The organism is Ensifer soli (genome assembly GCF_041928815.1).
In the GTDB taxonomy this organism is placed as follows: domain Bacteria; phylum Pseudomonadota; class Alphaproteobacteria; order Rhizobiales; family Rhizobiaceae; genus JBHFEI01.
Map to the genome: position 1 here is coordinate 23,432 of NZ_JBHFEI010000015.1, position 21,526 is coordinate 44,957.

Consider the following 21,526-nt stretch of genomic DNA (forward strand, 5'->3'; position numbering starts at 1 on the left):
GACGCCCGCCGTTCTGCGGCCGGACCCTGATCAGGCCTTGGCGGCGATCAGCATGAAGGCCGGAATGTCGTCGCCGAAGCCGACCGGCGTCGGGCCGTCGTCCTGGTCGCGGCGATAGCGGTTGCGGCGGTCGCGATGATCGTCGTTGGCGGCGTACGGGCCGGAGCGGGCGCCGCGGCCGGACGTGTCGTGCTTGTGTTCGGCCTTGCGTTCTGTTTTCACGGTCTCGACCTTCGCTGTCTGCTTTTCCTGGACATGATCGTCGCCGGCGATGTCAGCCGTGTGACTGTTCTCGCTGGCGCGCGGCGCGGACCGGTCACGATCGCGGGAGCGGCCGCCGCGGTCGCGCTCGCCGCGCTCCTTCTTGCCGCCACGACCGCGCGGGGCGGGTTCATGGCTTTCCATCGGTTCGGGGAGCGCGGAAAGATCGCCGCTCAGCCATTCGATCTTCTGGTTGATCAGCTTTTCGATCGCGTCGGAAAACTTGGTGTCCTTCTTGGTCACCAGGGTGAAGGCGGCGCCGGACCGCCCGGCCCGGCCCGTGCGGCCGATGCGGTGGACATAATCCTCGGCATGGATCGGAACGTCGAAATTGAACACATGGCTGACATCGGGGATGTCGAGGCCGCGGGCGGCGACGTCGGACGCCACCAGCAGCTTGATGCCGCCATCCTTGAAATTCGCCAGCATCGTCATGCGGGAGCGCTGGTCCATGTCGCCGTGCAGCGCGCCGACCGAGAAGCCGTGACGCTCCAGTGAGCGGAACAGGTCGGCGACATCCTTCTTGCGGTTGCAGAAGATGATCGCGTTCTTCAGGTCGTCCTGGGCGCGGATCAGGTCGCGCAGAACCGCGCGCTTCTCGTAATCCTTGCCATGGGCGGCGACGAGGCGTTGCGTCACGGTCGTTGCCGTCGAGGAGCGTGCCGAGACCTCGACGCGCTCCGGATTCTGCAGGAAACGGTCGGCGAGCTTCTGGATTTCCGGCGGCATGGTCGCCGAGAAGAACAGCGTCTGCCGGGTGAAGGGGATCATCTTGGCGATCCGCTCGATGTCCGGGATGAAACCCATGTCGAGCATCCGGTCGGCCTCGTCGATGACGAGGATCTCGACGCCGGTCATCAGGAGCTTGCCGCGCTCGCAATGGTCGAGCAGCCGGCCTGGCGTGCAGATCAGCACGTCGGCGCCGCGTTCCAGCTTGCGATTCTGGTCCTCGAAGGAGACGCCGCCGATCAGAAGCGCGACGGTCAGCTTGTGATTCTTGCCGTATTTCTCGAAATTCTCGGCGACCTGCGCGGCAAGCTCGCGCGTCGGCTCCAGAATCAGGGTGCGCGGCATGCGCGCCCGGGCGCGGCCCTTTTCGAGCAGCGTCAGCATCGGCAGGACGAAGGAGGCGGTCTTTCCCGTGCCGGTCTGCGCGATCCCCAGAATATCCCGCCGCTGCAGCGCCGGCGGAATGGCACCCGCCTGGATCGGTGTGGGGATCGTATAGCCCGCATCTTCAACGGCGGACGTGACTTTCTGGCTCAGGCCAAGCTCGGCAAAACGTGTCAAAGGGAAATCGATTTCCGTTCCGGTTCTTCGGGAGAACACAGGTGACTGGGGAAGGCCGGATCGTCGCCGGCAAGGCGCTGATAATCGCATTCCCCTGCAAAGTCAAGAAAACCAGCGGCTTGATACTGTAAATTGCGATTGAAAAGCGCGTGATTGCGTCGTTTTCGTCTTGGCTGGCGAGAAAAACGGCTCAATTCATGAAATGCGACAGTTTCAGGCCGGCGTTCAGGAAGCGCATCGGGTCCACCGCCTCGCCGTTGATCCTGACCTCGTAATGCAGATGCGGGCCGGTGGAACGTCCGGTGTTTCCGGATTTTCCGATCGTCTCGCCTTCCGCGACCGTGTCGCCGACATTGACCAGGATCGCCGACAGATGGGCAAAACGCGTGGAAATGCCGTTGCCGTGGTCGATCTCGACCATGTTGCCGTAGCCGCCGTTGCGGCCGGCGACGGTGACGGTTCCGGCACCGGTCGCGGCAACGCCGGTCCCCGGCGCCGCGCGGAAATCGATGCCGGCATGCAGGGCGAGACGGCCGAGGAACGGATCGACCCGGTTGCCGAAACGGCTGGTGATGTCGCTTGCCGGCGCTGGATTGGCAAAAGGCAGCTTGCGTGTTGCGTCGCGCGTCCGCTCGAGCCGCTCCAGCGCCGTGTCAAGCGCTACCAGGGATCCGTCGAAGATGTCGGACGACTCCGGCGCGACGAACGGTCCGCCGATGTCGGCCTGCGGATCGGCGGCCGGGATGAGGGCGGCGCTGTCGAGCGCTTCGTCCATGTCGACGCCCGTGCGCCGGACGATGCTCTCGATCTTGTCGGACGTCTCCTCGGCATTGGCGGTCAGGGTGCGGATCTGGTCGAGCTGCTGGCGCTCGATGCCCTTCAGCGACAGGGTGATGCGCGAGAACAGCCTGTCCGCCCGTTCCGAGATTGATTCGCCCTTTTGCGGCTCGCCCGGCGCGGCATAGGCAAGCGCCGCGACGCGGGGCGCCTGGTCGCCGGACGCAAGGCCCATCAGCCGCTCGATCGCGCCGATCCCGGCGGCCGCATCGGCACGGCGATCCTCTGTCGCGCCGGCATCGGGCGGGGCGATCGCGCCGGTCGAGAGCCCCGAATCCTCGGCCCGTTCGAGCAGCGAGCCGAGCTTGCCGTTGCGGCTCGACAGGGCGGACTGCTGGCGCAGCAGTTTCTCGACCTTTTCCTCGACCACCTGCTGGTCGAGCAACTGGCGGCTGGTCACCCGGTCGACCTGCGCGCGGAGGGCGGCGATCCGGTCCTCGTAGTCGTGCTGCATGCGGGCCTGGCGCGCCATCGTGCCGCCGATCAGGTCGTCCCTGAGCACGAGGTAGGAGGTGGCGGCGAGATAGGCGATGCTGAAGGCGCAGGCGAGGCCGACGGCGCCGGCCGCCATCCATGGCTGCACGGTCATGTGCCGGACCTGATCTCCCTTGGCGACGATGATGACGTGCTTTTCAGAACGCTTGCCGAAGATCCGGCTTTCCGATCGATGAGACACGAACACCTCCGCACGTCAGGACCCGGTGATGTCGCCCGGCTCTGGCGCGATTACACACCGTTAAGGTTAACAATTGCTTCACGGAAGGTTCGGAGGGGCGACCGCAATCCTGTGCGGCGAGGCGCGTCATCCATGTCTCGCTTGCGCCGCGAAAGGTGCTACCGGCCGAGCGACGACGTCATCGAGCGGTAGAAGCTCGGCGTCAGGCCCGCTTCCGCGCGCGCGACATCGTTGAAGGGCGCCTTGAGCGGTCCGCGAAAATTCGCGCGGACGAGGCCCTGGAAGGTGGCCGCCGGGTTCTTCCGTTCGCGCGCGCAGAGAAAGCGGAACCATTTCGCCCCGACCGCGACATGGCCCTTCTCGTCCTCGTAGATGATGTCGAGGATCGCGGCGCTGTCGATATCGCCGGCCGCGCGCATCTTCGCCTGCAGCGCCGGCGTCACGTCAAGGCCGCGCGCCTCGAGAATGAGCGGCACGACCGCGAGCCGCGCGGTCAGGTCGTTGCGGGTGTCGTGGGCGGCCTGCCAGAGCCCGTCATGGGCGGGCAGGTCGCCATAGTCGGCGCCGAGCGCGCGCAGGCGTCCGCGCACCAGGCGGAAATGCTTCGCCTCCTCGAAGGCGACCTGCATCCAGCCGTCGAAGAAGGAATGCGGCACGGACATGCCGGCGAAGCGGGCGACGATGTCGAGCGCCAGGTCGACGGCGTTGAGCTCGATATGGGCGATCGCGTGCAGGAGGGCGATGCGCCCCTTCGTCGAGACAAGCGAGCGGTGCTCCACACGCGTCGGCGGAACGAGCTCGGGCCTCGCCGGCCGGCCGGGGCGGTCGGGCAGCGGCGCATCGCGCGGCGAGCGCAGCGACAGGACGCGGGCCTGCCACCGCCGCGCCGTCTCCTGTGCGACGAGCGTCTTCCGGTCGAGATCGTCGGCCCGGATCGCCGCGATCGCGCCGCCGCGCAGGCTTTCGATCGTCAGCCCCGCTGCCGCGTCCATGTTTACAGCGTCCATGTGTCTCCCGCGTCCAGAGTCCCGCACCCGCCCTTACGATGCCCTGACGGCCTCGAGCACCTCCTCGGCGTGGCCGGCAACCTTGACCTTCGGCCATATCTTCCGGATCGTCCCGTCGGGGCCGATCAGCACGGTCGTCCGCTCGACGCCCATATAGGTCCGGCCGTACATGCTCTTTTCCTTCCAGACGCCGTAAGCGTCGAGCACGCCCGTCTCCGGATCCGAGGCAAGGATGAGCGACAGGCCGTGCTTCTTGACGAAGCGGTCGTGGCTTTTCACCGGATCCGGCGACATGCCGATGATCACCGCGCCGGCCGCCTCGAAATCCGGCAGCAGCCCGCTGAAGGCGATCGCCTCCGCCGTGCAGCCGCTCGTGTCGTCCTTCGGATAGAAATAGAGAACCACCGCCTTGCCGGCGAAATCGGCAAGCGAGACCGTTCCGCCGCCGTCGCGGGACAGCGAGAAATCGGGAGCTTTCATGCCGACGCTCAATTCCGCCATGATGAGACCTTTCTTTGGCCGGTTTTTTCGAACAGGTGCCGGCACCGCAGATAAAACGTGCCCGCCGGAAGATCCAGCAGGTTCGTGCGCCGACGGGGCCGATACGGAAAGTTCGATGTCCCGGATGACCGTTTCGTGGTTTAATGACGCGCCCGCAACGCGATTCACGGATGCCCGGCCGTCGAAAGGGCATCGGCAGGGAGGCGCGCGGGATGCCTTTTGTGAAGGGCGGTGAATGGCTGACATACGCGGCGAGAAGGTAAGCTTCGGCAGGGACGACATCGTCGCCCTGCACGACCTGCCCTCGGCCAAGGCGCACGAGCCGATCATCGTTCATGCCCCCGAGGGACGGGGGCCTCTCTCCTTTTGCATTCGCGCGGCGATCGCCGCCGCCTGCCTCGTCGTCCTGGTGCTCGGCACGGCGATCGTCGCGATCGAGACGGGCATGGTCGATGCGGCGCTGAACCAGCGGGCGTCGCGGGCGCTGAACGCCGCGCTCGGCGAGGACTATGCCGCAACCGTCGGAAGCACGGTGCTGAGGGTGACGTCGCGCGCCGACCTCGCGCTCGAGGCGCGCGACGTTTCGCTCGCCGACCGGCGATCGGGCGCAAGCCTCGTCACCGCGCAATCGATCTCGATCGTGCTCGATCCCTTCGCGCTCCTCACCGGTCACGTCGCGGTGTCGCGCCTCGAAGCGTCGGGCGCCACGCTCGATCCCGCGCTGATGCCGAAGGGCAGGGCGATCGATCTCACCGCCCTCAAGGTCGACGCGGTGCCGGAGGCGCTCGATTCCGTCTTTGCGGAGATCGACAGGATCGCGCGTATCGTCGCCTCGAGCCAGACCGCCGCGGTCGAGATCAGCGACACGTCGCTGTCGCTTGCGGGGCCGCGTGGAACGACCGTGGCGCTGGTCATCGACAGGCTGGCCTTTCAGCGCTCCGATCAGGGTGCGATGCACATCACCGGCGCGGTGACCGTCGACGGCGCCGAGGCACGGCTGGATCTGACGGCCGCCGGCGAAGGCGCCCGCATCGCGCGGCTCGCCGGCAGCGTCGAGGGCGTGCCGCTCTCGCCCTTCACCCACCGCGCCGGAACGGCGACCGAGGCCGCCTTCGGCATCGACGCGACGGCGGCGGTGACGCTTTCGGCCGAAAGGGGATCGGCCGAGCACGCGCCGGCCCTCGCCGTCACCCTGAAGACCTCGAGCGGGGTCTTTGACGCCGGCGGCCTATCCTCCGCGCTCAACCCGTCGGAACTGCGTCTCGGCTATGATTTCGACCGGGGCGCGATCGAGATTCTTCCCTCCGTCGTCAATGTCGGCCGCTCGACATTCCCGGTCACGGGGTCGCTGGTCGACAGGGCGGCGGTCGACGGTGCGCCGGGCGTGACCATCGATCTGCTCGTCAGCGGCGCGCGCGTCGCCCCGGTCGACGTTTCGGACCCGCCGCTTGCCTTCGACGCCAAGGCGACCGGCAGCTTCCTCGTCGCCGACCATCGCCTCGTCTTCGACCAGTTGCGCATATCGAGCCCGCGCGGTGCCATGGCCGGTTCGCTGGCGATCGCCTTCGCAGACACGTCGCCGCGCATCAGCTTCGTCGGGCTGATCGACACGATGGAGTCCTCGGCCGTCAAGCAGCTCTGGCCCTGGTGGGTCGGCAGGAATGCCCGGCGCTGGGTCGTCGCCAACATCTTCGGCGGCACGGTGCGCAACGGTCGCATCGAGGTTGTCATCGACAAGGGGCGCCTTGCCAATACCGCCGGGCCGGTCGAACTGACCGACGAGGAGCTGAAGATCAGTTTCGACATCGACGACACCCGCGTCAATCTGGCAGGCGATATCCCACCCTTGAGGGACGCGGGCGGCAGTTTCCTGCTTACGGGCGAACGCATGGACGTGGCGATCCGGAAGGGCACGGCATTTTTTCCCTCCGGCCGGACGGTGCGGCTGGACGACGGCGATTTCGCCATTCCCGACATCCACGCCAAGCCGCTGATGGCGGAGATGAAGCTGCATGTCGCGGGCGAGGCGGACGCGCTGGCGGAACTCGCGAGCTATCGTCCGATCGCCGCCCTTCAGCGCACGCCGTTCAGGCCCGAGGATTTTTCCGGGCCGATGACGGCGGCGATCGGGGCCTATTTCGGCCTGATCTCGGCGCAAAAGCCGCCGAAGCCGCAATGGCAGGCCGAACTGATGCTGAACGGCGTCGCGCTCACGCGCCCGCTGGAAGGCCGAAGCATAACGGATCTCGACGGCCGCCTGCGCGTCGATACTGACAAGGCCGAACTTGAAGCGAAGGCCACGGTCGACGGTGCGCCGCTCGACGTGACGCTCGTCGAGCCGGTCGGCGAGGACAGCACTGCGGTGCGCCGCCGCAGCGCCAGGGGGACGCTCGGCGCGGCCGCGCTCGCAAGGTTCGCCCCCGGCCTCAACGGTATCGTCGACGGGCCGGTCGACGTGGCGGTGGAGTTCGGCGCGGACGGCCGGCAATCGGTCGAGGCCGGCCTCGGCAAGGCCGAGGTGAACCTGCCCTGGGTCGGCTGGACCAAGGGAAGCGGCATCGCCGCAACGGTGCGCTTCGTCGTGCAGAAGACGGGGGAGGCGACCCGCATCAGCGATTTCAGCCTCAGCGGCGACGGTTTCGGCGCTTCCGGGGATCTCCGCCTTGACGGCAACGGTCTCGCCGATGCCCGGCTGCAATCCGTGCGCCTCGCCCCCGGCGATGATTTCTCGGTCAGCCTCGAGCGCGGCGGGCGCGGCTTCTCCGTTTCGGTCAAGGGTGCGCAGGCCGATCTGCGCCCCGTGCTGGCCAAGCTGAAGGACGGCGATGACGCGCGCGCGGGCGGCGGGACCTCCACGACCGTGCGCGCCGACCTCGACCGGGTGATCGGTTTCAACGGCGAGGCGGTCGGCAACGTCGCGCTCTCCTATGCGACCCGCGGGCCGCTGATCGACACGCTCGATCTCTCGGCCGTGCTCGAGGGCGGACAGGCGCTGGTGGCCAAGCTCGTCAAAGAGGGCGGCGATCCCGTGGTCGAACTTGCCGCCGGCAATGCCGGCGCGCTGGCGCGGTTCTCCGGTCTTTACGAGAACATGCGCGGCGGGCTGCTGAACCTGCGCCTGCGCGATCGCGGCGCCGGCTCCTGGCGCGGCGGCATCGAGGTGCGGAAATTCTCGCTGGTGAACGAAGCGCGCCTGCAGTCGATCGTCTCGACCCCCGCAGACAGCAGCGGCCGCAGCCTGAACGACGCCGTCCGCCGCGACATCGACGTCAGTACCGCCTCCTTCGATCGCGGCGCGGCGCAACTGATGCTCGACAAGGGAACGGTCCGACTCGATCGCGGCGTGCTGCGGGGAACGGAAATCGGCGCGACCTTCCAGGGGACGCTGCGCGACGCCTCCGGCAGGATGGACATGACCGGCACCTTCATGCCGGCCTATGGCCTGAACCGCCTTTTTGCAGAACTGCCGCTGATCGGCACGATCCTCGGCAATGGCCGCGACCGCGGCCTGCTCGGCATCACGTTCAAGCTGACGGGGCCGATCGCCCGGCCGCAACTGACGATCAATCCGCTGTCGATCATCGCGCCCGGCGTCTTCCGCTCGATCTTCGAATTCTGACGCCGGTGTGGGGCCAGGCCGGGCGCAGCGCTGGCGGCCCGGCCTCGACGCGTGTTACGCCGGGCGAACGAGGAGATGTTTCTTCTTTCCGAGCGACAGCTTGATCACGCCGTCGGCGGTGACCTCCGCCGTGCCGACGAGCTGGCGCTCGTCGGTGACGACGGCGCCGTTCAGCCTGAGACCTCCGCCCTTCACATGCCGGCGCGCCTCGCCGTTCGATTCGGCAAGGCCGGCGCGGACGAAGAGCGCCAGCACGCCGATGCCGGCCTCCAGTTCGCCGGCCGGGATGTCGATCGACGGCAGGTCGTCGGCGAGCGCGCCCTCCTCGAAGGTTTTGCGCGCCGTCTCGGCCGCCGCCTCCGCCGCGGCGCGGCCGTGCAACATGGCGGTGATCTCGGTGGCGAGGATCTTCTTCACCTCGTTGATCTCGGCGCCGCCGAGCGCGGAGAGGCGGGCGATCTCGTCCATCGGCAGGGTCGTGTAGAGCTTCAGGAAGCGCGAGACGTCGGCGTCCTCGGTGTTGCGCCAGTACTGCCAGAAATCATAGGCCGACAGCATGTCCGGGTTGAGCCAGACCGCGCCGTTGACCGACTTGCCCATCTTCGCGCCGGACGCGGTGGTCAGCAGCGGCGAGGTCAGCGCGTAGAGCTGCGGCGTGCCCATGCGGTGGCCGAGGTCGATGCCGTTGACGATGTTGCCCCACTGGTCGGAGCCGCCCATCTGCAGGCGGCAGCCGGTGCGCTTGTAAAGCTCGACGAAGTCGTAGGCCTGCAGGATCATGTAGTTGAATTCGAGGAAGGACAGCGACTGCTCCCGGTCGAGCCGCGTCTTGACGCTGTCGAAGGAGAGCATGCGGTTCACGGAAAAATGTCGTCCGACGTCGCGCAGGAATTCGAGATAGTTGATGCCGAGCAGCCAGTCGGCATTGTTGATCATCAGTGCGTCCTTCGGGCCCTCGCCATAGGTGAGGTAGTTCGAGAACACGGTCTTGATCGAGGCGATGTTGGCCTCGATCGTCTCGGGCGTCATCAGCTGGCGCGCCTCGTCCTTGAACGAGGGATCGCCGACCATGCCCGTGCCGCCGCCCATCAGCGAGATCGGCCGATGGCCGGTCGCCTGCATCCAGTGCAGCATCATGATCTGGATCAGCCCGCCGGCATGCAGGCTCGGCGCGGTCGGGTCGAAGCCGATATAGGCCGTCACGGTCTCCGTCGAAAACAGCTTGTCCAGCCCCTCATTGTCGGAGGTCTGGTGGATGTAGCCGCGCTCGGCGAGCGTGCGGAGGAAATCGGACTTGAACTCGGACATCGGACATCTCTTCAGGACGGAGGGATCGCGGCCGCACCCGGACGGCCGAGGCTTGGCAGACATCGGCGCGGCCTTTAGCACTGTTTCGCCCGCGTTGCACCTGTCTCCGCGGGCGATCTGATCCCCGAGGCAACAAAGGCGCGACAAGGATGGCGGACGGCATGAAAACGGCGATCGGCCTGATGAGCGGCACCAGCATGGACGGCATCGATGTCGCGCTGCTGCGCACCGACGGAGAAGGCCGCGTCGAGCGCGGTCCCTTCCTCGGCATTTCCTACGAGACGGCGTTTCGCGACCGGCTGAAGCGATGCCTCGACGATGCCAGGACCATCCGCGCCCGCGACGCGCGGCCGGGTATCCTGGCCGAGGCGGAGCGCGAGCTGACGCTCAGGCATGCGGACGCGGTCCGGCGCTTTCTCGCGGCCCACGACCTCCGTGCCGCCGACATCGACGTGGTCGGCTTCCACGGTCAGACCGTGCTGCACCGCCCGGACGAGCGGCTGACGGTGCAGCTCGGCGATGGCGGACGGCTCGCCCGCGAGATCGCGATCCCCGTCGTCTATGACATGCGCGCCAACGACATGGTCCATGGCGGGCAGGGCGCGCCGCTGATCCCGGCCTACCATGCAGCGCTTGCCGCGACGCTCGCCGGACGGCCGGACATCGTGGCGCCGGTAACCTTCGTCAATATCGGCGGGATCTCCAACCTCACCTTCGTCGGATCGGACGGACCCGTCGCCTTCGACAGCGGCCCGGGCAACGCGCTGATCGACCAGTGGGTCGAGGCCCATGCCGGCATTCCCTTCGACCAGGGCGGCATGATCGCCAGCGAGGGCGGCGTCGTCGCCGCGCTCGCGGCGCGATACCTCGATCATCCCTTCTTCGCGGCGGAAAAGCGGCGCTCCCTTGACCGCAACGATTTCCTGCCGCCGTCCGGCACCGAGGCGAGCCTTGCGGATGGCGCCCGCACGCTCGCCTACGTCTCCGCCGCCGCCATTTTGCGCTCGGCCGGCCATCTGCCGGAACCGCCGCGCACCTTCATCGTCTCCGGCGGCGGACGCCTGAACCGCATCATCATGGACGATCTGGCGGATCTGGCGGGAAAAATCGGCGCGTCGGTCATGACGGCGGAAGAGGCAGGGCTCGACGGCGACGCGATGGAGGCGGAGGCCTGGGCCTATCTCGCCGTGCGTTCGCTGAAGGGCCTGCCGCTGACATTTCCAGGGACGACAGGAGTACGCATGCCAGTCAGCGGCGGGGTGCTCGCAAGGCCCGGCACCTGAACATGAAAAAAGCCGCCGGCAATCCGGCGGCCCGACATGCGCATGGGTCGGTTTCAGCGGATGCGCTTGGCCGCCGGCTCCGGCGTCAGTTCGCCGGCAAGCCGCCGGTCGAGATAGTCCTCGCATTCCGCCATCAGCGGCTCGACCTGGGCGTTGAAGAAATGGTTGGCGCCGGGCACCGTGCGATGGGTGATGAGGATGCCCTTCTGCGCCTTCAGCTTCTCGACCAGCCCGTTGACGTCCTTCTCCGGCGCCACCTTGTCGGCATCGCCGTTGATGATCAGGCCGGACGAGGGGCAGGGGGCGAGGAAGGAGAAATCGTAGATGTTCGGCTGCGGGGCGATCGAGATGAAGCCTTCGATCTCCGGCCGGCGCATCAGGAGCTGCATGCCGATCCAGGCGCCGAAGGAGTAGCCGGCCACCCAGCAGCTCTTCGAATCGGGATGCAGGCTCTGCACCCAGTCGAGGGCGGAGGCCGCATCGGAAAGCTCGCCGGCGCCGTGGTCGAATTCGCCCTGGCTGCGGCCGATGCCGCGGAAATTGAAGCGCAGCGTGGTGAAGCCGCGCTTCTGGAACATGTAGAACAACTGGTAGACGATCTGGTTGTTCATCGTTCCGCCGAATTGCGGATGGGGATGGAGGATGATCGCGATCGGCGCGCTCTTCTGCTTCGACGGCTGGTAGCGGCCTTCGATGCGGCCGGCAGGTCCGTTGAAAATGATTTCGGGCATTCGATCTCCGGGTGTGATTCTGGGTTCAAAACCGCATTCGGCCGCCGGCCTGTCTTGACGAAACGGGTCAGCTTTTCTAGAAGTCAGTTTAGAACCGTTCAAAAACTGGACACGGTCATTCCGCGATGTGCCCCGTCTTTACGGCAAGCGGCGCGGAACTTTCAAGGAAAATGCACGGCTGCGCGACCGTCGCGCGCGAAGGACCATGCGGGACACGGGAATGGCCAATCGGCGCATCTACCTGGACTGGAATGCCACGGCGCCGCTTCTGCCGGCGGCGCGGGAGGCTGTCCTTGCCGCGCTCGACCAGGGCGGCAACCCGTCCTCCGTGCACAGGGAGGGACGGGCGGCCCGCGCGCTGATCGAGAATGCCAGGCGCGACGTCGCGCTTCTGGCCGGCGCTGAGGCGGGCGACGTCGTCTTCACCAGCGGGGCGACCGAGGCGACGAGCCTCGCTCTGACGCCCGACTATCGCATGGGGCGCACGCCGCTCGCCATCGGCCATCTCTACGTCTCCGCGATCGAGCATCCGGCGGTGCGCGAAGGCGGGCGCTTTTCCGCCGGTCGCGTCAGCGAAATTCCGGTGACGCCGGCCGGCATCGTCGATCTCGACGCGCTTTCGGCCATGCTCGATGCCCATGATGCCGCGCTCGGCCTGCCGATGGTGGCGGTGATGCTGGCCAACAACGAGACCGGGATCGTCCAGCCCGTCGCCGAGGTCGCGGCGCGGGTCAAGACGCGGGGCGGCCTCCTCGTCGTCGACGCGGTGCAGGCGGCCGGACGGATGGCGCTGTCGGTCGGCGATCTCGGTGCCGATTTCCTGATCGTCTCGTCCCACAAGATCGGCGGCCCGAAGGGTGCCGGTGCGCTGATCGCCCGCGGTTCCGCCCTGATGCCCGCGCCTGTGATTCGCGGCGGCGGGCAGGAGCGGGGCCACCGCTCCGGCACGGAGAACGGTCCGGCGATCGCGGGGTTCGCGGCTGCGGCGCGTGCCTGCCGCGAGATGCTGGACCAGGGAGTGCCCGAGGCGGTGCGGGCGCTTCGCGACCGGCTCGAGGCGGGAATGCGTGCGATCGCTTCCGATGTGGTCTTCCATGGTGAGGGCGCCGAGCGCATCGGCAACACCTGCTTCTTCAGCCTGCCGGGACTGAAGGCAGAGACGGGGCAGATCGCCTTCGATCTCGAGGGGATCGCGCTCTCGGCCGGTTCCGCCTGCGCGTCCGGCAAGGTCGGGCGCAGCCATGTACTGACGGCGATGGGCTGCGACCCGCGCCTCGGGGCGTTGCGGATCTCGCTCGGGCCCGCGACGCGCGCGGAGGACATCGACGGGGCGCTTTTGGCCTTTTCCCGGGTCGCGGCGCGGCGTCGGGCGGCGGAAATCGCGGCGTAAGGCGGAAAGAATGGGGAGAGGACGGCGTTTTCGCTTGCAAGGCGTGTGAAAATGGCCTTCCAGCCACTACATAGGCGGTGCGACGATGCTATCCATCGCGCCGACAAGCTGCCGGCCTTGAACCGGCGAGATTGGAGAACGACATGGCTGCCGTGCAGGAAACAATCGATCAGGTCGCCCTGATCGATGTGGACCAGTACAAATACGGTTTCGAGACCGTCATCGAGATGGACAAGGCGCCGAAAGGCCTGTCCGAGGAGATCATCCGCTTCATCTCGGCGAAGAAGAGCGAACCCGACTGGATGCTCGAATGGCGCCTGGACGCCTATCGCCGCTGGCTGACCATGGACGAGCCCCAATGGGCACGCGTCGACTATCCGAAGATCGACTTCAACGACCTCCATTATTACGCGGCGCCGAAGAACCAGAGCGGGCCGAAGTCGATCGACGAGGTCGATCCGGAACTGCTGAAGGTTTATGAGAAGCTCGGCATTCCGCTGCGCGAGCAGGAAATCCTCGCCGGCGTCGAGAGGCCGCGCGTCGCCGTCGATGCCGTCTTCGATTCGGTGTCGGTCGTCACCACCTTCAAGGAGGAGCTGAAGAAGGCCGGCGTGATCTTCATGTCGATCTCTGAGGCGATCCGCGAGCATCCCGAACTGGTGCGCAAATATCTCGGCTCCGTGGTGCCGACGACCGACAATTACTATGCCACGCTGAATTCTGCGGTCTTCACCGACGGCTCCTTCGTCTACGTGCCGAAGGGCGTGCGCTGCCCGATGGAGCTTTCGACCTATTTCCGCATCAACGAGAAGAACACCGGCCAGTTCGAGCGCACGCTGATCGTAGCCGACGAGGGCGCCTACGTCTCCTATCTCGAGGGGTGCACGGCGCCGCAGCGCGACGAGAACCAGCTTCACGCCGCCGTCGTCGAGCTCGTCGCGCTGGACGAGGCCGAGATCAAGTATTCGACGGTGCAGAACTGGTATCCCGGCGACAAGCAGGGCAAGGGCGGCATCTACAACTTCGTCACCAAGCGCGGCGATTGCCGCGGACGGAACTCGAAGATTTCGTGGACGCAGGTCGAGACCGGATCGGCGATCACCTGGAAATACCCGTCCTGCATCCTGCGCGGCGACGGCTCGCGCGGAGAATTCTACTCGATCGCGGTGTCGAACGGCTACCAGCAGATCGATTCGGGCACGAAGATGATCCATCTCGGCAAGAACACATCGAGCCGCATCATCTCCAAGGGCATTTCCGCCGGCTTCTCGTCGAACACCTATCGCGGCCAGGTCTCGGCCCACCGCAAGGCGGCGAATGCGCGCAACTTCACCCAGTGCGATTCGCTTCTGATCGGCGACACCTGCGGCGCGCACACGGTCCCCTATATCGAGGCGAAGAACGCCACCGCCCAGTTCGAGCACGAGGCGACCACCTCGAAGATCTCCGAAGACCAGCTCTTCTACTGCCTGCAGCGTGGCATTCCAGAGGAGGCCGCGATCGCGCTGATCGTCAACGGCTTCGTCAAGGAGGTCATCCAGGAACTGCCGATGGAGTTCGCCGTCGAGGCGCAGAAGCTGATCGGAATTTCGCTGGAGGGTTCCGTCGGCTGATGGACGAAAATTATCCTTTAGTTGTAACCGTCTGGCAGTTCGATCGCGACGTGCCTGTGCCGGACGACTATAGGGAGAATTTTGATATCGTTGAATGCCGTATGAGAGCGCAGATTCTATCGAATCAAGTTCGAGAATTAGTGGAAGATAACGATCAAAAAATTGAGGTCTCCCTCACCGAAAATATAGTTGAACTGAAAAGCGAAAGCGGCAGCAGTCTCGATATCGTATGCTACGGACCTAATGTGTTCGATTTGACGTGGTGGCCTAGTCCTATGGAGCTGGAAAGTCGAGGAAAGCTCGGTTTTGAAACTGCTTCGAAACTCGAAATCGAGATTATGAGAATGCTGACGTATCGCTATGTCACAATCGGAAGCTTGAGAGAACAAGATGCTTGAAATCAAGAACCTTCACGCCCGTATCGCCGAAGACGGCACCGAGATCATCCGCGGCCTGAACCTGACGGTGAAGGCCGGCGAGGTCGCGGCGATCATGGGCCCCAACGGCTCCGGCAAGTCGACGCTCTCCTACATCCTTTCGGGCCGCGAGGACTACGAGGTCACCGAGGGCGACATCCTCTACAATGGCGAGAGCATCCTCGAACTCGACCCGTCCGAACGCGCCGCCAAGGGCATCTTCCTCGCCTTCCAGTATCCGGTCGAAATCCCCGGCGTCGCGACGATGCAGTTCCTGAAGGTCGCGCTGAACGAGCAGCGGAAATACCGCGGCGAACCGGAGCTTTCGACGCCGGACTTTATCCGCCGCGTCAAGGAAGCCTCCGCGAAACTCCAGATCAATCCCGACATGCTGAAGCGACCGTTGAACGTCGGCTTCTCCGGCGGCGAAAAGAAACGCGCCGAGATCCTGCAGATGGCGCTCCTGGAGCCGAAGCTGTGCATCCTCGACGAGACCGATTCGGGTCTCGACATCGATGCGCTGAAGATCGTCGCCGACGGCGTCAACGCGCTGCGCTCGCCGGAGCGCGCCGTCATCGTCATCACCCACTACCAGCGCCTGCTCGATTATATCGTGCCGGACACGGTGCATGTCCTCTACAAGGGCCAGGTGATCAAGTCCGGCGACAAGACGCTGGCGCATGAACTCGAGGCCAACGGCTACGCCGACATCGTCGGCGCGGCGGCCTGAGGAGGCACGGCATGACTATCGAAACGGGCATCCGGATGACGGCCGCCGAAACGGCGCTGGTCGACGCCTATGTCGCCCAGGCCGGCGACCTGCCGGGCGACGGCGCGGTCGTGACCGCCCGCGACACGCTCCTCGACGACCTGAAGACCGCCGGCCTGCCGACGCGCCGCGTCGAGGCCTGGCACTATACCGACCTGCGCACGCTGCTGCGCGCCGTTCCGGCCTTCGATCCGGCCGCCTTCGTCGGCAGGATCGAGCCGCTCGTCGACGGGGCGTTGGTGATGACGCTGCGCAACGGTGTCTCCTCTTCCGTCGATCTGCCGGAGACGATCGCCGTCAAGGCCTATCGGGAAAGCCTGACCGACGGCACGGCCGCCGCCGATCTGATCGAGCGCGGCGGCGACGATGCGATCGGCCGGATCAACGGTGCCTTCGTCCGCGACGGCTACGAGATCGAGATCGCCGACAAGGCCGACATCGACGCGGTTCTGGAACTCCAGGTCGTGCAGAGCAGCGGCCAGAGCCATGTCCGCCTGCCGGTGACCTTCGGAGCGGGCGCGAAGGCGACGGTGGTCGAGCGCCACGTCTCGACCTCGGCGGATGCGAGCTTCGTCACCTGCGTCAGCGACCTGATCCTCGACGAGGACGCCGACGTCACCTGGATCATCCTGCAGCAGCAGGGGGCCGCCGACACCCATCTTGGCCAGATCAACTTCGATCTTGCGGAAAATGCGCGGCTGAAGCTCTACGTCGTCAATGCCGGCGGCAGGCTGGTGCGCCAGGAGGTGCATGGCGTGACGAGCGGCGAGGGCGCCCATCTCGACCTGCGCGGCATCAATCTTCTCGGCGGCGACACGCATACCGACGTCACTTTCACGCTCGGCCATGACGTGCCGAACACGACCTCGTCGGAGATCATCCGCAACGTCGTCTTCGACCGGGCAAAGGGCGTCTTCCAGGGCCAGATCCGCGTCGCCAAGGATGCGCAGAAGACCGATGCGAAGATGGCGTGCAACACGCTGCTCCTGTCAGACGACGCGGATTTCTCCGCGAAGCCGGAACTGGAGATCTTCGCCGACGACGTCCAGTGCGGCCACGGCGCGACCGTGATCGACATCAACCCCACGCATCTCTACTATCTGCGCGCCCGCGGCATTCCGGAAGGCCGGGCGCGCGCCATGCTCGTCAACGCCTTCGTCGACGAGATCGTCGAGGAACTGGAGCATGAGGCGCTGGTCGAGGTGCTGGAAGGCATCATCGCCGACTGGCTGGAGGCGCATGCATGAGGCAGGACCAGGATGGATAGCACCGCGCCGACCCCCGCCTACGATGTCGAGGCGATCCGCAGGGATTTCCCGATCCTGTCGCGCAGCGTCTACGGCAAGCCGCTCGTCTATCTCGACAACGGTGCCTCGGCGCAGAAGCCGCAATCGGTGATCAACGCGATCTCGTCGGCCTATTCGAACGAATATGCCAATGTCCATCGCGGCCTGCACTTCCTCTCCAATGCGGCGACGGATGCCTACGAGGCGGCGCGGGAAAAGGTCCGGCGCTTCCTCAACGCGTCCTCCGTCGACGAGATCGTCTTCACCAAGTCCTCGACCGAGGCGATCAACACGGTCGCCTATGGTTATGGCATGCCGGCGATCGGCGCCGGCGACGAGATCGTCCTCTCGATCATGGAGCACCACTCCAACATCGTGCCCTGGCATTTCATCCGGGAGCGGCAGGGGGCGAGGCTCGTCTGGGTCCCCGTCGACGACGAGGGCGCGCTCCATGTCGAGGATTTTGCCGCGAGGCTGACCGACCGGACCAAGCTCGTCGCCATCACCCACATGTCGAACGCGCTCGGCACCATCGTTAACGTCAAGGAGATCTGCCGCATCGCCCATGAACGCGGCATCCCGGTTCTGATCGACGGCAGCCAGGGCGCCGTTCACCTGCCGGTCGACGTCCGCGACATCGATTGCGACTGGTATGTGATGACCGGGCACAAGCTCTACGGCCCGTCCGGCATCGGCGTTCTCTACGGCAAGGCAGAGCGGCTGAAGGAGATGCGGCCCTTCATGGGCGGCGGCGAGATGATCGTCGACGTGTCGGAGGACGCCGTCACCTATAACGATCCGCCGCACCGCTTCGAGGCCGGCACGCCGCCGATCGTCCAGGCGATCGGGCTCGGCCATGCTCTCGACTATATCGAAGGGATCGGGCGTGCCGCGATCGCCGCGCACGAGGCCGACCTTGCCGCCTATGCCACGGAGAAACTGCGGGCGATCAATGCGTTGCGTATCATCGGCAACGCGCCGGGCAAGGGAGCGATCGTCTCGTTCGAGCTCGAAGGCATCCACGCCCATGACGTCTCGATGGTCATCGACCGCGCCGGCGTCGCCGTGCGTGCCGGCACGCATTGCGCCCAGCCGCTGCTGAAGCGCTTCGGCGTCACCTCCACCTGCCGCGCCTCCTTCGGCCTCTACAACACCCGCGCCGAAATCGATATCCTTGCCGACGCGCTGAACCAGGCGCGCGCCTTCTTTTCCTGAGAGGAGACGCCTCATGTCCACCGATGCCGCCGAAGAGGTGGATGTCCGCGAGGGCATCATCCATTCCGCCATTCCCGCCGACGAACTGGCACGGCTCAGCGACGACATCATCGCCGCGCTGAAGACGGTCTACGATCCGGAGATCCCGGCCGACATCTTCGAACTCGGGCTGATCTACAAGATCGACGTCGAGGACGACCGCATGGTGAAGATCGCCATGACGCTGACGGCGCCCGGCTGCCCGGTCGCGGGCGAGATGCCCGGCTGGGTGGAAAATGCCGTCGGCGCTGTCGAGGGCGTCTCCGGCGTCGAGGTGTCGATGACCTTCGATCCGCCATGGACGCCGGATCGCATGTCGGAGGAGGCGAAGGTCGCCGTCGGCTGGTACTGAACCGCGAGATCTCGGGGCCTTGCGGCAGTTGATCGCCTGCGCGCAAAGCACTACATTCGGAGTGTGGGCGCCGGGCCTTGAACCCGGCAGCATCCAGGAGAAGCGGATATGGGTTTTGCAGTGATGTCGCTGACCGACGCGGCCGCCGGCCGGGTCAAGGCCATCGTCGAGAATGCGGGAGAGGCGGCGCGGGGCATCCGCGTCTCGATCAAGAAGGGCGGCTGCGCCGGCATGGAATATGCCGTCGACCTCGTCACCGATGCCAATGTGAACGCCAGGGACGACCTGGTCGAGCATGCGGGCGCGAAGGTCTGGGTGGCGCCGGAGGCCGTGCTCTACCTGCTCGGCACGCGGATGGACTTCGAGGCGACGCGCCTGCGCTCGGGCTTCACCTTCACCAATCCGAACCAGACATCCGCCTGCGGTTGCGGCGAATCGGTCGAACTGAAGCCCGCCGATCTTGCGGCGCTCGCCGCCCGCGGCGATGCGGTGGTGCGCGCGGGCTGATCCGCCTGAGGCGCGGGCGAGCCGGCCGGCGGTCTTCGGGCGGGATCCGTCGAAAGTGAAGTCCCGCCGGTCCTGCGGCGGTTGGGGGAAGCGCCAGAACCGGGCCCGTCGTCATGCCGTTCAAGCAGGAACATTTCGTCAGGGCGCTCTATGAGAGCTTCCCCGATCCCGTGGTGGCGGTCAGCAACGAGAAGATCCTTCTGGCCGCCAACAGCGCGGCCCTGCAGCACTTCGGCTACGAGGTGGGCGAATTCGTCGGCGCGCCGGCGCGCATGCTCTATGCCGACGACGAGGATTATGCGAACTGCATGTCGGTGCGCGGCTTCGGCATCGCGACACCGCCCGAAACATCCTCGGTTTACCGCTATCGCCGCAAGGACGGCTCGGTCTTTTCCGCGCGGCTGCGCACCACGCGCGTCTTCGACGATGCCGGTGACGAATGCGGCATGATTGCCGTCGTGCAGGACATTTCCGATTATCTCGCGCTGGAGGTCGATCGCCAGAAGGCGCTTTCCGTGCTTGACTCCGCGCTCCACGCCATGCCGGGCGGTTTCGCAATCTTCGATCCGATGGAGCGTCTGATCGCCTTCAACGAGGCCTATCGCGGCGCCTTCGGCCACCTGGCGCCGATGATCCGCGCAGGCATGACCGCCGAGGAGATCGTGCGCCTCCTCCAGGAGGATGCGATCTTCCCCGAGGCCCTGCCGGGGGCGGCCAATGTCGAGGAATGGATCGCGAGACGCCTGCGGGATTTCCGCACGCCGGACGGGCGGCCCGCCGCCTTTCCCTACAGCGACGGGCGCTGGGTGCAGGTCGAAAGCCGGCGCACCGCCGACGGCAACACCGCCGTCATGCGCATCGACATCACGGAACTGAAGCAGGCGCAGGTGGCGCTCGAGCGGCAACGTCTCGAATATTATACCCTGGTGCAGAACATCCCGGATTTCGTGACCCGGATCGCCGCCGACAAGACGGTCCTTTTCGCCAACGACCCCTATGCCCGCTTCGTCGGCCTGCCGGCAGAGGAGTTCGTCGGCCGCCCGCTGCGTGATCTTGTCCCGGCCGACGACTGGAGGCGTGTCGAGGGCGTGCTCGACAGTCTCGGACCGAAGATGCCGCTGATCACCACCGAGCAGAAGCGCGTCATGGCCGACGGCCGCATCCTCTGGATCATGTGGTCGAACATGGCGGTCTTCGAGAACGACATTCTGGTCGAATATGTCACCGTCGGCCGCGACATCACGCGGCTGAAACAGCAGCAGGCACGGATCGCGAGGCAGAGCGACGAACTGCACCGCAAGAACGAGGCGCTGAACCAGTTCACCGCCACCGTGTCGCATGATCTCAAGGCGCCGCTGCGGCACATCTCGATGTTTTCCGAGATGATCGTCGACGACATCCGCTCCGAGACATTCGACGAACTGCCCGTCTATGCCGGCCATCTGCGCGACAGCGCCCGCCGCATGGACCGGCTGATCGACAGTCTGCTCGACTACTCCCAGATCGCCTACCAGATCGGCCAGTGGCGGACCGTCGACCTGAAGGAGGTCATCGACACGGTGGTGCTCGATCTCGAAAGTTTCATCCGCGAGGCGCAGGCCGAGATCCGCCTCGGCGATCTGGTCGCCATCACCGGCGATCCCGAACTGCTGAAGCGCCTGTTGCAGAACCTGATCGGCAACGCCGTCAAATATCGCCGGCCCGGCATTGCGCCGGTGGTGCAGATCCGCACCGAGGACAGCGAAGAGAGCGTCCGCCTGACGGTGGAGGACAACGGCATCGGTATCGATCCGCGCTTCGCGACGAAGATCTTCGATGTGTTCCAGCGGCTTCACCGCGACGAAAGCGTCTATCCAGGCACCGGAATAGGCCTGGCGCTCGCAAAACGTATTGCCGAAAGCCACAATGGTTTCATAGAATTGGATCGTCGATTCACCGGTGGGGCCCGGTTCGTCGTGACGTTTCCGAAGGCATCGGCCGCCGGAAGAGAGGGGCCATGAGTGCCAGACTGAAACGGAAGCTGCTGATCGTCGACGATGACGGCGTCGATGTGCGCTTCGTCGTGAGAGCGTTTTCGGAAGTGACCCATGAGGTCGCGATCACCCATGCCGACGACGCCGACGCGGCGACGCTGATGCTGGATTCCCAGGATTTCGACTATGTCCTGCTCGACATCAACATGCCGGGCATCAGTGGGGTCGACCTGTTGCGGCGCATTCGCGACAACAAGAGGACGGCGGTGCTGCCAGTCATCATGTTCACGTCGTCGATGAGCCAGATCGACATCTACCGTTCCTACGAGAACGGCGCCAATGCCTATGCGCTGAAGCCCTCCTCGGTAACCGGCTATCGCCGTTTCGCCGAGGGCTTTACCCGGTTCTGGGTCGATATCGCGGTCGCCCCCTGTCCGCCCGGCGAGTGAGCGC

At 65.9% G+C, this 21,526-nt stretch carries 18 protein-coding genes; 12 read left to right on the top strand and 6 right to left on the bottom strand.

The window, feature by feature from the left end; translation table 11 throughout:
* Positions 1-30 precede the first annotated feature (30 nt).
* From ACEVQ6_RS19300 to ACEVQ6_RS19315, 4 genes are all read right to left on the bottom strand, one after another.
* Positions 31-1,551: a DEAD/DEAH box helicase gene (locus tag ACEVQ6_RS19300; protein ID WP_374890679.1), complete on the bottom strand. Its 1,521-nt coding sequence runs from the start codon at positions 1,549-1,551 to the stop codon at positions 31-33.
* A gap of 190 nt (positions 1,552-1,741) precedes the next feature.
* A complete protein-coding gene (locus ACEVQ6_RS19305; RefSeq protein WP_374890680.1) occupies positions 1,742-3,064 on the bottom strand; it encodes a M23 family metallopeptidase in 1,323 nt (440 codons plus the stop codon).
* A 158-nt stretch (positions 3,065-3,222) separates the two neighbouring features.
* Positions 3,223-4,071 carry a ferritin-like domain-containing protein gene (locus tag ACEVQ6_RS19310; RefSeq protein WP_374890681.1) on the bottom strand — a complete coding sequence of 283 codons (849 nt, stop codon included), beginning with the start codon at positions 4,069-4,071 and terminating at the stop codon, positions 3,223-3,225.
* Between the two features lie 33 nt (positions 4,072-4,104).
* Complete coding sequence (locus ACEVQ6_RS19315) at positions 4,105-4,572, bottom strand: peroxiredoxin (RefSeq protein WP_374890682.1); 468 nt, start codon at positions 4,570-4,572, stop codon at positions 4,105-4,107.
* Positions 4,573-4,807: 235 nt separating this feature from the next.
* Between ACEVQ6_RS19315 and ACEVQ6_RS19320 the strand changes: the two genes are divergently transcribed.
* A complete protein-coding gene (locus ACEVQ6_RS19320; protein WP_374890683.1) occupies positions 4,808-8,191 on the top strand; it encodes a YhdP family protein in 3,384 nt (1,127 codons plus the stop codon).
* A gap of 54 nt (positions 8,192-8,245) precedes the next feature.
* Here ACEVQ6_RS19320 and tyrS read toward each other — a convergent pair whose 3' ends face one another.
* Complete coding sequence (gene tyrS, locus ACEVQ6_RS19325; protein ID WP_374890684.1) at positions 8,246-9,499, bottom strand: tyrosine--tRNA ligase; 1,254 nt, start codon at positions 9,497-9,499, stop codon at positions 8,246-8,248.
* Positions 9,500-9,660: 161 nt separating this feature from the next.
* Between tyrS and ACEVQ6_RS19330 the strand changes: the two genes are divergently transcribed.
* A complete protein-coding gene (locus ACEVQ6_RS19330) occupies positions 9,661-10,782 on the top strand; it encodes an anhydro-N-acetylmuramic acid kinase (RefSeq protein WP_374890685.1) in 1,122 nt (373 codons plus the stop codon).
* 53 nt (positions 10,783-10,835) lie between these two features.
* On the opposite strand, the gene ACEVQ6_RS19335 is transcribed toward ACEVQ6_RS19330, so the two are convergent.
* A complete protein-coding gene (locus ACEVQ6_RS19335) occupies positions 10,836-11,513 on the bottom strand; it encodes an alpha/beta hydrolase (protein WP_374890686.1) in 678 nt (225 codons plus the stop codon).
* A 220-nt stretch (positions 11,514-11,733) separates the two neighbouring features.
* Here ACEVQ6_RS19335 and ACEVQ6_RS19340 point away from each other — a divergent pair, with 220 nt between their 5' ends.
* From ACEVQ6_RS19340 to ACEVQ6_RS19385, 10 genes are all read left to right on the top strand, one after another.
* The gene (locus ACEVQ6_RS19340) at positions 11,734-12,903 is read left to right on the top strand and encodes a cysteine desulfurase family protein (RefSeq protein WP_374890687.1); all 1,170 of its coding nucleotides are present in this window, start codon (positions 11,734-11,736) and stop codon (positions 12,901-12,903) included.
* A gap of 143 nt (positions 12,904-13,046) precedes the next feature.
* Positions 13,047-14,516, top strand: a complete 1,470-nt coding sequence (sufB, locus tag ACEVQ6_RS19345; protein WP_374890688.1) for a Fe-S cluster assembly protein SufB — start codon at positions 13,047-13,049, stop codon at positions 14,514-14,516.
* Positions 14,516-14,914, top strand: a complete 399-nt coding sequence (locus ACEVQ6_RS19350) for a hypothetical protein (RefSeq protein WP_374890689.1) — start codon at positions 14,516-14,518, stop codon at positions 14,912-14,914. Before sufB ends, ACEVQ6_RS19350 begins: the two co-directional genes overlap by 1 nt.
* The gene (sufC, locus tag ACEVQ6_RS19355) at positions 14,907-15,662 is read left to right on the top strand and encodes a Fe-S cluster assembly ATPase SufC (protein ID WP_374890690.1); all 756 of its coding nucleotides are present in this window, start codon (positions 14,907-14,909) and stop codon (positions 15,660-15,662) included. The genes ACEVQ6_RS19350 and sufC overlap by 8 nt, the downstream gene beginning before the upstream one ends.
* Positions 15,663-15,673: 11 nt before the next feature.
* Positions 15,674-16,948 carry a Fe-S cluster assembly protein SufD gene (sufD, locus tag ACEVQ6_RS19360; protein ID WP_374890691.1) on the top strand — a complete coding sequence of 425 codons (1,275 nt, stop codon included), beginning with the start codon at positions 15,674-15,676 and terminating at the stop codon, positions 16,946-16,948.
* A gap of 12 nt (positions 16,949-16,960) precedes the next feature.
* A complete protein-coding gene (locus ACEVQ6_RS19365; RefSeq protein ID WP_374890692.1) occupies positions 16,961-18,202 on the top strand; it encodes a cysteine desulfurase in 1,242 nt (413 codons plus the stop codon).
* 13 nt (positions 18,203-18,215) lie between these two features.
* Complete coding sequence (locus tag ACEVQ6_RS19370; protein ID WP_374890693.1) at positions 18,216-18,593, top strand: SUF system Fe-S cluster assembly protein; 378 nt, start codon at positions 18,216-18,218, stop codon at positions 18,591-18,593.
* Between the two features lie 108 nt (positions 18,594-18,701).
* Positions 18,702-19,100: a Fe-S cluster assembly scaffold SufA gene (sufA, locus tag ACEVQ6_RS19375; protein ID WP_374890694.1), complete on the top strand. Its 399-nt coding sequence runs from the start codon at positions 18,702-18,704 to the stop codon at positions 19,098-19,100.
* A gap of 113 nt (positions 19,101-19,213) precedes the next feature.
* Entirely contained in the window at positions 19,214-21,100 is a 1,887-nt protein-coding gene (locus ACEVQ6_RS19380) for a PAS domain S-box protein (protein WP_374890695.1), read from the top strand.
* Positions 21,097-21,522 (top strand): response regulator, encoded by a 426-nt coding sequence (locus ACEVQ6_RS19385; protein ID WP_374890696.1) that lies wholly within the window; start codon positions 21,097-21,099, stop codon positions 21,520-21,522. The genes ACEVQ6_RS19380 and ACEVQ6_RS19385 overlap by 4 nt, the downstream gene beginning before the upstream one ends.
* The last annotated feature ends 4 nt before the right edge of the window (positions 21,523-21,526 follow it).